At 67.9% G+C, this 13,032-nt stretch carries 13 protein-coding genes; 7 read left to right on the top strand and 6 right to left on the bottom strand.

Features of this window, described 5'->3' with window-relative positions; all coding sequences use genetic code 11:
• Positions 1 to 316: 316 nt before the first annotated feature.
• Positions 317 to 712 carry a divalent-cation tolerance protein CutA gene (cutA, locus tag ABD210_RS30660; RefSeq protein ID WP_344116302.1) on the bottom strand — a complete coding sequence of 132 codons (396 nt, stop codon included), beginning with the start codon at positions 710 to 712 and terminating at the stop codon, positions 317 to 319.
• 53 nt (positions 713 to 765) lie between these two features.
• Here cutA and ABD210_RS30665 point away from each other — a divergent pair, with 53 nt between their 5' ends.
• Positions 766 to 948, top strand: coding sequence for a hypothetical protein (locus tag ABD210_RS30665; protein WP_344116304.1), 183 nt, complete (start codon positions 766 to 768; stop codon positions 946 to 948).
• Here the strand turns inward: ABD210_RS30665 and ABD210_RS30670 are convergent.
• Positions 919 to 1,284, bottom strand: coding sequence for a DUF2267 domain-containing protein (locus ABD210_RS30670; RefSeq protein ID WP_344116306.1), 366 nt, complete (start codon positions 1,282 to 1,284; stop codon positions 919 to 921). The two genes, ABD210_RS30665 and ABD210_RS30670, sit on opposite strands and share 30 nt — an antisense overlap.
• A gap of 187 nt (positions 1,285 to 1,471) precedes the next feature.
• Here ABD210_RS30670 and ABD210_RS30675 point away from each other — a divergent pair, with 187 nt between their 5' ends.
• Together ABD210_RS30675 and ABD210_RS30680 are read left to right on the top strand one after the other, a co-directional pair.
• Positions 1,472 to 2,083 carry a hypothetical protein gene (locus tag ABD210_RS30675; RefSeq protein ID WP_344116307.1) on the top strand — a complete coding sequence of 204 codons (612 nt, stop codon included), beginning with the start codon at positions 1,472 to 1,474 and terminating at the stop codon, positions 2,081 to 2,083.
• Between the two features lie 156 nt (positions 2,084 to 2,239).
• Positions 2,240 to 3,520: a glycoside hydrolase family 18 protein gene (locus ABD210_RS30680; RefSeq protein WP_344116308.1), complete on the top strand. Its 1,281-nt coding sequence runs from the start codon at positions 2,240 to 2,242 to the stop codon at positions 3,518 to 3,520.
• 179 nt (positions 3,521 to 3,699) lie between these two features.
• On the opposite strand, the gene ABD210_RS30685 is transcribed toward ABD210_RS30680, so the two are convergent.
• Positions 3,700 to 4,686: a pirin family protein gene (locus tag ABD210_RS30685; protein WP_344116309.1), complete on the bottom strand. Its 987-nt coding sequence runs from the start codon at positions 4,684 to 4,686 to the stop codon at positions 3,700 to 3,702.
• Positions 4,687 to 4,871: 185 nt separating this feature from the next.
• Here ABD210_RS30685 and ABD210_RS30690 point away from each other — a divergent pair, with 185 nt between their 5' ends.
• Positions 4,872 to 6,857 (top strand): glycosyltransferase family 39 protein, encoded by a 1,986-nt coding sequence (locus tag ABD210_RS30690; protein WP_344116311.1) that lies wholly within the window; start codon positions 4,872 to 4,874, stop codon positions 6,855 to 6,857.
• A 48-nt stretch (positions 6,858 to 6,905) separates the two neighbouring features.
• On the opposite strand, the gene ABD210_RS30695 is transcribed toward ABD210_RS30690, so the two are convergent.
• Both ABD210_RS30695 and ABD210_RS30700 read right to left on the bottom strand, forming a co-directional pair.
• On the bottom strand, positions 6,906 to 9,086 hold the full coding sequence (locus tag ABD210_RS30695; protein ID WP_344116314.1) for an MMPL family transporter: 2,181 nt from the start codon (positions 9,084 to 9,086) through the stop codon (positions 6,906 to 6,908).
• Positions 9,087 to 9,139: 53 nt separating this feature from the next.
• Positions 9,140 to 9,724, bottom strand: coding sequence for a TetR/AcrR family transcriptional regulator (locus tag ABD210_RS30700; protein WP_344116315.1), 585 nt, complete (start codon positions 9,722 to 9,724; stop codon positions 9,140 to 9,142).
• Between the two features lie 117 nt (positions 9,725 to 9,841).
• Here ABD210_RS30700 and ABD210_RS30705 point away from each other — a divergent pair, with 117 nt between their 5' ends.
• On the top strand, positions 9,842 to 10,699 hold the full coding sequence (locus ABD210_RS30705) for a bifunctional methylenetetrahydrofolate dehydrogenase/methenyltetrahydrofolate cyclohydrolase (protein WP_344116317.1): 858 nt from the start codon (positions 9,842 to 9,844) through the stop codon (positions 10,697 to 10,699).
• A complete protein-coding gene (locus ABD210_RS30710) occupies positions 10,699 to 10,968 on the top strand; it encodes a DUF3017 domain-containing protein (RefSeq protein WP_344116318.1) in 270 nt (89 codons plus the stop codon). Before ABD210_RS30705 ends, ABD210_RS30710 begins: the two co-directional genes overlap by 1 nt.
• Positions 10,969 to 11,100: 132 nt before the next feature.
• On the opposite strand, the gene ABD210_RS30715 is transcribed toward ABD210_RS30710, so the two are convergent.
• Positions 11,101 to 12,093: a malate dehydrogenase gene (locus tag ABD210_RS30715; RefSeq protein WP_344116319.1), complete on the bottom strand. Its 993-nt coding sequence runs from the start codon at positions 12,091 to 12,093 to the stop codon at positions 11,101 to 11,103.
• Between the two features lie 123 nt (positions 12,094 to 12,216).
• On the opposite strand from ABD210_RS30715, the gene ABD210_RS30720 reads away from it, so the two are divergent.
• The gene (locus ABD210_RS30720; protein WP_344116320.1) at positions 12,217 to 13,023 is read left to right on the top strand and encodes a spermidine synthase; all 807 of its coding nucleotides are present in this window, start codon (positions 12,217 to 12,219) and stop codon (positions 13,021 to 13,023) included.
• Positions 13,024 to 13,032: the final 9 nt, after the last annotated feature.

Below are 13,032 nucleotides of genomic sequence, written 5' to 3' on the forward strand. Positions count from 1 at the left end.
CAACTGTAGACGGGGCCGCCGACAGTTTCTGTGCCGAGAACCCGTTATAGATAAGGGATTCCGTGATTGACCAAAACCCGCCAAGTTGTCCACAGCAACCGTAGACCTGTGGACGCAAGGGTGCCGTATCGGGCCCAGTTGTCCACAGAAACTGGCTCCCCCGAGCGCTAGTACGACAGCCGTAGTTCGTGATGATGCCTTTCGGCAGGGGTCGCGGAGGGCTGGGTGGGTGCGGCCCTGACCAAGAGTGGGGACCTGGGACAGGTAGTCGGGGCCTTGAACACGTTATTTCGTGTCCGCGGTCCCTGTTTGGTGTTCAAGGTCCCCGCTTCGTGACCGCTGCGCGCCACCGGGCCCGTCCCCGCAACATCACAGGGTCCGGCTGTAGTACTAGGGATTCGTGCTGCGGTCCAGCCAGGCAAGGGTAGCTCGGTGATCCGTGGCTGATCTCGGTGGCGGTCACCTCCGGGTTGTCCCACGGATGCTCGGTCAGCAGGTGCGCCTCCAGTTCGGCGTACCGGGTGGTCGTTGTTTTGAGGGTCACCTGCCACTCATCTCCGTCGCCGAATTCGCCGAGGTGCCAGAAGATAGTCGTCACTGGTCCGTGCACCTGGGCGCTGGCGGCGAGGCCCGCCTTGACTGCGGATCGTGCGAGCTTGGTGGCGTCCTCGCGGGTCGCTGTCGTCGTCGAGACCTGCAGGTATCCGGACATGGCGCTGAGTCTACGAATCGCCGTGCCTGCTCACGATTACCTTGCTTATGGCAATGAACTTCGTCTTCGGCACCTTCGGCCAGCTGGTCGACGTCACCGTGATGGCTATCCGGCAGACCGTTACACCCATTCAGCTGCAGGGCCGTGTCGTTGCGACGATCAACTTCATCGGCATGGGACCGACGCCGCTCCTCCCGGTATCGCGGTCAGGCCATGGCGCGGAACTCGCTGGGTAGCTGGGCGGTCACGTGGTTGAACTGTTCGTCGCCGAGGGATTCGTGCAGGGTCGTCAGTACTGCGCGGACGCCCTCGGTGGTATCGCGGACCGTGAGGCCGGTGTGTTCGCTGACGCGGCGGATGAACTCGTCGAAGCCGAAGTTGTCGGCCGCCTCTTTCGGAGTGCCGAGGGAGTCCGTCAGCTCATCGGGGAGTTGTAGCGCGAGGTGATGGACCTCGGTCGCGCTGAGTCGCTCGCCCAACGCCTGCAGCGTCGCCCTGGTCAGATCGGCCGCTTCTTCGCGGGACAGGGCCGAGCGTTCCGCCACGGTCCGGAAGAATTCCCTGGTCTCCACGTCGGTCCTCGTCTCTGTGCAGGTGACGCGTAGCGGTGCCCAAAAGAACTCGGACCATGCGCCTGACGACGCCTCCGTCAGCAGAATGTGCAGCCTGGATGCGGGATGCCGCCGGTGCCGAAACCGAGGAGCGTCGAGGGATAGGCGCGTGCCGCGTGGCGCGCGGCGGCTGACCCGAGGAGGAGCTGTGCAGCACGTCCAGGTCAACTTATTGGCGGCAGATCCGGCGCGGCTCGGCGAGGCGATCCGCTACCTGGAAGAGAAGACGCGACCGCTGCTGGAGGATCTTGTCGGCAGCCAGGGATTGTCCGTGTCCGTGAACGAGCTCGGGGTCGCGGTGATCGAGGAGTTCTGGGTGTCGCACGACGCGATGCGAGAGCACGAGAAGACCGTCGCCCCGAGCCGCGCGGAGGTGGCCCGGTTCAGTGGCGGGACGATCTCGTCCGAGCGCTTCGCGGTTGGCAGCTTCACCCGGGTCGGACGCACACAGCCTGGCGCCGGGATGCGGCTGACCAGGATGGACACCGATGCGTCGAGAATCGACGACGTCGTGGCGGGCTACGAGGACACCGCGCTGCCCTGGCTGACCGAGACGCCTGGGTTCGTCGCAGCGCTGCTGTTCATCGATCGGAAGACGGGACGCTCGATCAGCGAGACCCGATGGGACGATTTCACCACCCTCGATGCCAACCGCAGCGCCGCCGCTGCGATCCGGGCCGACCTGGTTGCGGCGACCGGTAGCTCGATCCGAGCTGTCGAGGAATACGCCCTGCTGGTCGACACCGCGGAGCCGGCCTGAGCACTGCGGGGCGAGTTCCCCCAGCGAATGGGCTAAGAACGCGCTCCTAGGCGGCCGCCACCGACGCAGTTGCTTTCGAGAGAGACGTTGCCTAATGCACCGGACCGACCTAGGGTGAGCCAACCCTGTCCCTTAACCCGCCCGTTGGGGAGAACAATGTCGGTGAAACGTCGGAGCCTGGCGCTGCTCGTGGCAGCCGCGGTCGTAGTACCGCTGGGACTGTCCGCGGTGCCAGCTGAGGCCCACAGCCAGAAGCAGGTTGTCGGTTACTACACCCAGTGGAGCGGTTACGACCGCAACTTCCTGGTCAGTGACCTGGTCAAGAACGGAACGGCCGCCAAGCTCACCCAGCTGAACTACGCGTTCGGGTTCCTGGACGAGCACGGCAACTGTGTCAGCAGCGACCCGTGGGCCGACTACCAGCGGCCCTTCACCGCCGAGCAGAGCGTCAGCGGCAAGGCGGACGAGCCGGGCCAGGCGCTGGCCGGCAACCTCAACCAGCTCAAGCAGTTGAAGCAGAAGTTCCCGAAGCTGCGGGTCAGCATCTCGCTCGGCGGCTGGACCGGCTCGAAGTACTTCTCCGACGCCGCGCTCACCCCGGCCTCCCGGGCCGCGAGTGTGAAGTCCTGCCTGGACATGTGGCTGAAGGGTGACCTGCCGGGTGCGCCGGCCGGTGCCGCCAAGGGCGTCTTCGACGGCGTCGACCTGGACTGGGAGTGGCCCGCTAGCGAGGGCAACCCGGGCAATGTGGTCCGGCCGGAGGACAAGCAGAACTTCACCGCGCTGGTGCACGAGTACCGCAAGCAACTGGACCGGGCATCCTGGCCGTTCAAGGGCCGCTACAACCTGACCGCCTTCCTGCCGGCCGCGCCCGAGCAGATCGACAACGGGTTCGAGGTCAAGCAACTGTTCCGCGACCTGACGTTCGGGACCACCCAGGGGTACGACTACCACGGTGCCTGGGACCCGGTGACGAACCAGCAGTCGGCGATCGACGGACCTGCCGGTGACCCGTCGACGGACGAGTTCAGCTCGCAGGTGACCATCGACGCGTACCTGTCCAGGGGCGCGCCGCGGAACCAGCTCGTCATGGGTGTGCCGTTCTACAGCCGCGGCTGGACCGGTGTGACGAACCAGAACAACGGGCTCTTCCAGACGGCCACCGGACCCGCGCCCGCGACGTACGAGGCAGGCTATGAGGACTATCGGTTGCTGAAGGCGAAGGCGGGTGACTTCACCGTCTACCGGGACGAGAAGGCCGGGTTCGCCTGGCTGTTCGACGGGACCACCTTCTGGACCTGGGACGACCAGACCGAGATGAAGCGCAAGGCGCAGTACATCTCCAAGCGAAACCTTGGGGGCGCGATGATCTGGTCGCTCGACGGTGACACCGCAAACGGGGAGTTGATCTCGGCGTTGCACCGTAATCTTCGCTGAGCCGATCCACGTCGCCTTCTCGCCCACAACGCACACGATCCACCGCAGGGCCCTACTGCCGGGGCCCTGTCGCCTCTGAAATAGCCAAGCGGCAGGACCGTTGAAGGTCCTGCCGCTTGGAATGTGCTGCCTGTACTACCCGCGCGTGATGCTGCCGGTACGCCGTACCGAGCGGGTGGTCAGTTGGATTCGCGGAGTTCGGTGGGGGCGCCGTGGACTGCGGGGATCGAGCCGAGCTTGCCGGCCTGGAAGTCCTCGAAAGCCTGGATCACCTCGGCGCGGGTGTTCATCACGAACGGGCCGGCCATCGCGATCGGCTCGCGGATCGGGCGACCGCCCAGGACGAGCACGTCCAGGTTCGGTTCGGCCTGCGGCTGCGAGGTAGCGGCCGAAGTACGAATGGTGTCGCCGGGGCCGAAGACAGCCAGCTGGCCCTTGCGGATCGGGCGGTGCTCGGCGCCGACCGTGCCCTGTCCGGCGAGGACGTAGACGAGTGCGTTGTAGTCCGGCTGCCAGGGCAGAACCATCTCGGCGCCCGGGCTGACCGTGGCGTGCACGAGGGTGATCGGTGTGTGGGTGGAGCCGGGGCCGTCGTAGCCGCCGACGGAGCCCGCGATCACCCGGATCAGCGCGCCGCCGTCCTCGGTGGACAACAGAGCGGAGTCACCACCGCGGATGTCCTGGTAGCGCGGCGGAGCCCACTTCTGCGCCTTCGGCAGGTTCACCCACAGCTGGATGCCGTGGAACAGGCCGCCGCTGAGCACCAGGTGCTCCGGCGGGGTCTCGATGTGGAGCAGGCCGCTGCCGGCCGTCATCCACTGGGTGTCGCCGTTGGAGATGACCCCGCCGCCGCCGTTGGAGTCGTGATGCTCGAAGATCCCGTCCAGGATGTAGGTGACGGTCTCGAAGCCGCGGTGCGGGTGCCAGGGGGTGCCCTTCGGCTCGCCCGGCGCGTACTCGACCTCGCCCATCTGGTCCATGTGGATGAAGGGGTCCAGATCCCGCATATCCACGCCCGCGAAGGCGCGTCGTACCGGGAAGCCCTCACCCTCGAAGCCGCTCGGCGCGGACGTCACAGATCGGACCGCGCGCTCGTTCGCCACGGCGGGATCCGGCTGGTGGACGCGGGGCAGGACGGTGATGTCGCTGACGGTCACGGCAGGCATAGCTGTCTCCTCAACTCAGGTAGTTCAAGAATAAACTAACCTTCCCAACTCCTGCAAGGCTCTGCTCATTCCCGACACCCGGCCGCGGGTTCACAGGAAGGTCCCAGCCGCCTCGCAGGGCGGTCGCAGTCCTGCTCGGCATCGTTTCTGATGACCGATCAGGCACGACCGACTGGAGGACGACCATGACCAACGTGCTCACGCCGCCGCGGACCTCCGCCGGCACCGACAACCCGGAGGCGCCGCCAGTTGGCCCGGGTCGGCTCGGGCGTTTTGTTCGCGGACCGGCCGACCAGCCTGGGTTCGTCCGGCCGTCGGCTTTCCTGCTGCTAGTGGGCACGGCGGTGCTGTACCTGTGGAACCTGACCGCCTCCGGCTATGGCAATACGTTCTACGCCGCCGCGGTGCAGGCCGGAACCCAGAGCTGGAAGGCCTGGCTGTTCGGCTCACTGGACGCGGGCAACGCGATCACCGTCGACAAGCCGCCAGGTGCCCTTTGGGTCGCTACGGCGTTCGCCCGGGTGTTCGGCTTCTCCAGTTTCTCGGTGCTGGTTCCGCAGGCCTTGATGGGTGTGGCCGCGGTCGCCTTGCTGTACGCGACGGTGAAGCGGACGGCCGGTCCTGCGGCTGGCCTGATCGCCGGGGCAACTTTGGCCGTCACCCCGGTCGCCGTACTGATGTTCCGCTTCAACAACCCTGACGCCTTCCTGGTCCTGTTGATGGTCGCTGCGGCCTATTGCGTCACGCGAGCGCTTGAGAAGGCCAGTGCGAAATGGCTTGTGTGGGCCGGCGTCGCCATCGGTTTCGCCTTCCTCACCAAGATGATGCAGGGATTCCTGGTCCTTCCGGCCTTTGCGCTCGTCTACCTGATCGCCGCGCCGACCTCGGTACGGAAACGGCTGCTGCACCTCGTTGGCGCATTGGGGGCGGTAGTCGTCTCAGCCGGCTGGTACGTCGCCCTGGTCGAGCTGTGGCCGGCGTCGAGCCGACCCTTCATCGGCGGCTCCACCAACAACTCGCTGCTGGAATTGGCGATCGGCTACAACGGCCTCAGCCGCATCCTGGGCGGCGAGGGCGGCAGGGGCGGCGGGGCAGGCGGCCCGGGTGGCGGCGGAGGCGGTACGAACACCTCGTTCGGCGGCAGCACCGGATTGACGCGGATGTTCGGCGACGCCTTCGGCGGCGAGATCTCCTGGCTCCTGCCAGCCGCGCTGATCGCACTGGTCGCCGGCCTGTGGCTCACCCGCCGCGCGCCGCGGACCGACCGGACTCGCGCGGCTCTGTTGCTGTGGGGTGGCTGGCTGATCGTCACGGTTGGGGTCTTCAGCTACATGAGCGGCATCATCCACCCGTACTACGCCGTCGCCCTGGCTCCGGCCATCGCCGGGCTGATCGGGATCGGGGGCTACACCTTCTGGCAGCGGCGGGCGGAGCTCCCGGCTCGCCTGTTTCTGGCAGCGATGGTTGCAGCCACAGCGATCTGGGACTACGTGCTGCTCAGCCGCACGCCGACCTTCGTCCCATGGCTGAAGTTCGCCATCCTGGCAGTCGGCCTGGCTGCGGTCGCCTTCGTACTCGGGGGTCGTCTGTTGGTCGGAGCACGAAGGTTGGTCCCAGCGGTCATCCTCACGCTGGTCCTAGCCCTGGGTCTGGGCAGCACGGCCTACGCGGTGTCGACCGCGGCCCAGACGCACAGTGGATCCATCCCCACCTCAGGGCCGGGCAACAGCGCGATGGGAACCGGCGTCGGCGGTGGTCAGGGCCGGCCGGGTGGTTCGGGCGGTCCGGTCCGTGGTTCCGGTGGCACGCCGCCCGGCGGCGACCGCGGTGGCCAGGCCAACAGCGAGCTGAGCGCGTTGCTGGCGAAGACGACCACGACCTGGGCGGCAGCGACGAACGGTTCGCAGTCCGCCGCCAGCCTGGAACTGGCCAGTGGTAGGGCAGTGATCGGCCTCGGCGGCTGGAGCGGCAGCGACAACGCGCCGACCCTCGCGCAGTTCAAGCAATATGTTGCCGAGGGCAAGATCACCTACTACGTGTCCGGCGGCCAGAACGGCGGTGGCGGTCGAGGCGGCTCGACCTCCGCGGCCAGTGAGATCCAGGCCTGGGTCGCTGCGAACTACACCGCCACGACCGTGGGGAACTCCACCGTCTACAAGCTGATCGGTTGATGGCAGTCCGGCCCGGGGCGCCTGTCCCCGGGCCGGACTACGTGGCGGTCAGTCGATGCTGACGAGTTCCTTCTCGGCGGGTGGCGGGGTGGTGACGCGGAGGTTCTCGCCTTCGATGTCGACCTTCGGGGTGATCCGGTCCAGCCACTTCGGGAAGGACCAGGCCCGGTCGCCGAGCAGGGAGAGCACGGCCGGGACCAGCGTCATCCGGACCACGAAGGCGTCGATCAGTACGCCGATCGCCAGGCCGAAGCCGATCGTCTTGATGATCGGGTCGTGCACCAGGATGAAGCCGGAGAACACCGACGCCATGATCAGCGCGGCCGCGGTGACCACCCGGGCACCGTGTCCGAGCCCTTCGATCGTCGCTTCGGTGGCATGCCGGCCATGCACGAACTCCTCGCGGACCCGGGACACGATGAACACCTCGTAGTCCATCGCGAGGCCGAAAAGGATGCCCATCATGATGATCGGCAGGAAGCTGACCAGCGGCCCCGGTACGTCGACCCCGAGCAGGCTCGCGCCCCAACCCTTCTGGAACACCGCGACCGTGATGCCGAAGGTCGCGCCGATGGTGAGCAGGAACCCGAGCGCGGCCTTCAGCGGTACCAGGATCGAGCGGAACGCCAGCAGGAGCAGGAGGAACGAAAGCCCGATCACGACGATCAGGTACACCGGCAGCGCGGCGGTGAGCTTGGCCGACACATCAACGCCGACCGCGGTGTTGCCGGTCACGGCGACGGACGCGCCGTTCGTGGCCAACGGATGCACGGCGGACCGCAGCGTGCCCACCAGCGCGGCCGTCTCGGCACTCGACGGGCTGCTTGCCGGGATCACGCTGATCAGGCGCGTTGTGCCGCTCGCGCTGGCCGGACCTGGCTGGACGGCGACGACATCCTTCAAACCCTTGGCAGTGCCGAGAACCTGATTGGCAAGGGACCCGGTCGAGGCGGCATCGTTGCCCTTGACAACCACAACGAGTGGGCCGTTGGAACCCGGGCCGAAGGCGGCAGCGGAGAGGTCATAGGCAACTCGCTGGTTCGAGCCCGATGGTGCGGTGGCGCCGTCCGGAAGCGCGAGCTGCAGGTCCATCGTCGGGATCGACAGGACACCGAGCCCGATGATGCCGGCAGCAACGACCGGTACCCGGAAGCGGGTGACCAGTCGGGCCCACCGGAAGCCGAACCCCTCGACGGACTGCTCAGCCGGAGACGCCTGCTGGCGGATCTTGCGCGGCAGGATCCGCTTGCCGACGAAGCCCAGCATGGCCGGCACCAGAGTGATGGCGATCAGTACCGCGGTCAGCACGGTGCCCGCCGCGGCCAGACCCATGGCGGTCAGGAACGAGATGCCGACGAGGCTGAGTCCGGCGAGCGCGATGACCACTGTTGCTCCGGCGAACACGACCGCCGAACCTGCCGTGGCGACCGCCCGGGCGACGGATTCCTTCTCGTCGAGGCCCTCCGCGAGCTGGGTGCGATGTCTCGAGCTGATGAAGAGGGCGTAGTCGATGCCCACGGCAAGACCGAGCATCAGCGCCAGGATCGGCGCCGTCGAGGAGACATCCACCACCGCCGTGACCAGGATCAACGAGGCCATCCCGGCGATCACCCCGATCAATGCCGTCAGCAACGTCATCCCGGCCGCGATCAGCGAGCCGAAGGTGACGACCAGGACCACGGCCGCGACGACGACGCCGATGATCTCGGTCGAGCCGATCTCCGGCGCGCCGCCGACCACGGTGCCGCCGGGCACCACCTGCAAGCCGGCCGGCGTCGTCTTGGCGAGCTGGTCGAACGCGTCCTTGGCCTCGGTGGTCAGCGCGTCAGCCGACTTGCTGAACTGCACGCTGATCAAGCCGGTGGAGCCGTCCTGGCTGATCGCCTTGGTGGTGTACGGACTGATCGCACCGGCCACCTCGGGGACCTTGGCGGCCGCGGCAACCGTTGCCTCGACATCCGCCTTCAGTGCCGGGTTGTTCAGGCTCTGGCCGGCCGGGGCCTTCACGACCACGTTGGCCGAGGCGCCGCTCGCTGCGGGAATCTCCTTCTGCAAGGCGTCCAGTGCCTGCTGGGACTCGGTGCCCGGGATCGAGAAGGTGTTGGTCGTCGACCCGCCGAGCGTCAGGGCGCCGACGCCGAGCACGACCAGCAGCACGGCCCAGACGGCCGCGACCAGCCTGCGCCGCTGATAGGAGAACCGGCCGAGCCGGTAGAGGAGGTTGGCCATCGGAGTCGTCCGTTCGCAGTGGGATGGGTCGAGCAGGTCGGAAGCAGCCGCAGTCAGGACTGACCGGGCGGGGAGGCGTGCGTCGGCCCGGGCGAAGGCCCGGTCAGCAGCCGGCGGACGGCGGTCACGCAGAGCTCCCGCAATTCGTCATCGGCGCGCTGGTGCGGCGACCGGAACTCGCCGAGCACCCCGTTGACGGCGAACCCGGCCAGATCGAGCCGGCGCGGATCGTCGCTGCCGGCCAGCAGGCGTATGAGTTTCTGCCCGTCCGCGACCATCGGACCGAACTCGGGGATCTCGGGCATCGTCGGGACCACCTCGTTGAGCACGGCGAGCAGTCCCCGGAAGCGCACAGCGAGGTCGACGAACCCTGTGATCGCTCGGTCCTGTGCTTCGGCCGGCCTTAGCTGAGTTGCCTCCTCGATCAGCGCGGTGACGGTGGCGGCCGCAGGTTCCACCACGGCGGCGAGCACGGCGGGCTTGCCGTTGAAGTGGTAGAGGACAGTCGCCTTCGAGCAGCCGGCCGCGGTGGCGATGTCCTGCAGCGAGGTGGCCTGATAGCCCTTCTCGGCGAACAGGGCCATGGCCTGCTGCTCGATCTCGCGACGGGTGCGTTCCCGGACCGGTGTGGCTGTCATGGCGACTATCCTCCTGACCGTTCGGTCAGTTCTCAACCGATCGGTCAGTTCTGTGGGTCAGGTCACGCCCGGGCTGGTGGAAAGGGGGCGATGCCAGGCGTGGCAGACTCTTACCTTGTGACGGCGGAGATTCTGGACGGCAAGGCCACCGCGGCGGCGATCAAGAGCGAGCTCGCGGTGCGGGTGGCGAAGCTCGCGGAGCAGGGCGTCGTGCCCGGGCTCGGCACCATCCTGGTCGGAGACGATCCCGGCAGTCGGGCGTATGTGGCCGGCAAGCACCGCGACTGCGCGGCGGTCGGGATCTCCTCGATCGAGATCGAACTGCCGGCCGATGCCTCCCACGACGACGTCGCGGCCAAGGTGAAGGAACTGAACGAGAACCCGGACTGCACCGGCTTCATCGTCCAGCTCCCCCTGCCCAAGCACGTCGACACCAACGAGATCCTCGGCCTGATCGACCCGGCCAAGGATGCCGACGGTCTGCATCCGGTCAGCCTCGGCAAGCTGGTGCTCGGCCAGGACGGCCCGCTGCCCTGCACACCCAAGGGCTGCGTCGAGATCCTCCGCCGGTACGACGTACCGATCGCGGGCGCGCAGGTCGTCGTGGTGGGCCGCGGGGTCACCGCAGGTCGCCCGATGGGACTGTTGTTCACCCGGAAGTCGGAGAACGCGACCGTCACCCAGTGCCACACCGGCACCCGGGACCTGGCCGCGGTTGTTCGTACCGGCGACATCGTGATCGCCGCAGCGGGATCAGCCGGTCTGATCACCGCCGACATGGTCAAGCCGGGCGCCGTACTGCTGGATGTCGGGACCAGTCGCAGCGCCGAGGGGAAGATCGTCGGTGACATCGACAACGCCGCCCGCGAGGTGGCGAGCTGGATCGCGCCGATGCCGGGCGGGATCGGCCCGATGACGCGGGCGATGCTGCTCACCAATGTGGTGGAAGCGGCCGAGTCGGCCGTCGCCGGCTGATGGCGGGCGCGGCCGAGCGGCGCAGCGAATGGCCGCTGGCGCTGTCCGGCGCGGTTGCCGCCGCCGGACTGGTGATTCTCACCTTCTACGACTGGCGCAACGGCGTACTCATCGTCGCCGGAGGTGTCCTGCTGGCAGGGGTGCTTCGCGGGGCACTGAGTGATGACGCCGCCGGTCTGCTGCACGTCCGCGGCCGCATGTTCGACACCTTCTTCTTGCTGGGCGTAGGAGCCGCGATCCTTCTCCTCGGCCTGATCATCCCGAGCTGACTGATCATCCCGAGCTGACTGATCATCGCGGTGCTGCCGGTGGTCGTGGACGCGCTGCGGTTCCTCATTGCGTCCGAAGAGCCGGGGGTCCTGCCCCTCGGCTCTTCGGACGCAAGAAACCTCGGGGGAGGATCAGCCGAGCAGGTTGAGGGCCTGTACTGCGTCGCGCTCCTCGCCCAGCTCCTTGGTGCTGGCGTCGATCCGGGCGCGGGAGAAGTCGTTGATCTCCAGGCCCTGGACGATCTCGTAGTCGCCGTCCTTGGTGGTGACGGGGAAGGACGAGATCAGGCCCTCCGGTACGTCGTACGAGCCGTCGGAGACGACCGCCATCGACAGCCAGTCACCGTCGGCCGAGCCGCGCAGCCAGTCGCGGGTGTGGTCGATCGTCGCGGCCGCTGCCGACGCCGCCGAGGAAGCGCCGCGGGCGTCGATGATGGCGGCGCCGCGCTTCTGCACGGTCGGGATGAAGTCGTTCTCCAGCCAGTTCTGGTCGTTCACCAGTTCGGCCGCGTTCTTGCCGGCCACCTCGGCGTGGAAGATGTCCGGGTACTGCGTGGCCGAGTGGTTGCCCCAGATCGTCAGCTTCTTGATGTCGGTCACGTGCGTGCCGGTCTTCTTCGCGAGCTGGGCCAGCGCGCGGTTGTGGTCCAGGCGGGTCAGCGCGGAGAAGCGCTCGGCCGGGATGTCCGGCGCGTTGCTCCTCGCGATCAGCGCGTTGGTGTTCGCCGGGTTGCCGGTGACGGTGATCCGGATGTCGTCCGCGGCGTGGTCGTTCAGCGCCTTGCCCTGGACGGTGAAGATCGCACCGTTGGCCTCGAGCAGGTCGCCACGCTCCATGCCCTTGGTCCGCGGCCGTGCGCCGACCAGCAGGGCCACGTTCGCGCCCTCGAAGATGGTGTTGGCGTCGTCGCCGATCTCGACCCCGGCCAGGGTCGGGAAGGCACCGTCCTCGAGCTCCATCACGACACCCTCGAGTGCCTTCAGCGCCGGCGTGATCTCCAGCAGCCGCAGCTCGACCGGGGTGTCCGGCCCCAGCAACGCGCCGCTCGCGATGCGGAACAGCAGGCTGTAGCCGATCTGGCCGGCGGCGCCGGTGACGGCGACCTTCACGGGTGTAGTGCTCACGACATCGCTCCTCAGAGGGTTCTCGACAGACTTGCCTTCGGACGCTAGCAAGTCCGTCCTGGTTAGGCGACGGTGGGGCAGGTCTCGCGCTCGAGTCGATGGCGTGGGTGACAAGATGCCACCGTGGAGCGCAAGGTCGGCAGTGGAACCGCCACGGTGGAAGCGGAAGCGGACGGCACCTTCGTCCTCCGGGTCGACGGCTCGCTCCAGTCCCAGATCGATCTCGCCGACCCCACCAACCTCGCCTTCGAGTACGTCCGTCGGATCGGCGACGTCCTGGACGCCGTCGCGCCCCGGAAGCAGCCCGTCTCCGTGGTCCACGTGGGCGGCGCCGGCCTGACTCTGGCCAGGTACGTCGCCGCCACTCGGCCCCGGTCGCGCCAGATCGTGCTCGAGCCGGACGAGGACCTGACCGAGTTCGTCCGCGAGGCGCTGCCCGTGCCGAAGCGGGCCGGGATCAAGGTCCGCCCGACGTCCGGCCGCGCGGGTCTGCCGGGCATCTATGCGGATTCGGCGGATGTCGTCATCGTCGACGCGTTCGTGCGGGAAGCGGTGCCGGCGAACCTGGTGACAAGCGAGTTCGTCGCCGAGTGTGTACGCGTGCTGCGGCCCGGGGGAGTCCTGGTGCACAACCTGATCGACGGGTCGGCCGGCCTTGCCTTCATCCGACGGGTCGCCGCGACTGTTCGCGCCGGACTGGGCGAGGGCGTGGTCCTCGCCGAGCGCAAGGTGCTTCGCGGCAAGGGCTTCGGCAATGTCGTCCTGGTGGCGTCACCGCAACCTGTTCCCGACCTGACCACCTCCGGTCGGCGCGCACAGCCGCCGTACGAGGCAATGCCGTTGAGCGAGCTGGCAGGCAAGGCCGAGCCGCTCACGGACACCGAGCAGTTCGTCTCGCCGGTCGCCCCGGCGGGGACCTTCGGCCGCTGAATCACACGC

The sequence above is a fragment of the Kribbella alba genome, assembly GCF_039529635.1.
GTDB classification, from domain to species: domain Bacteria; phylum Actinomycetota; class Actinomycetes; order Propionibacteriales; family Kribbellaceae; genus Kribbella; species Kribbella alba.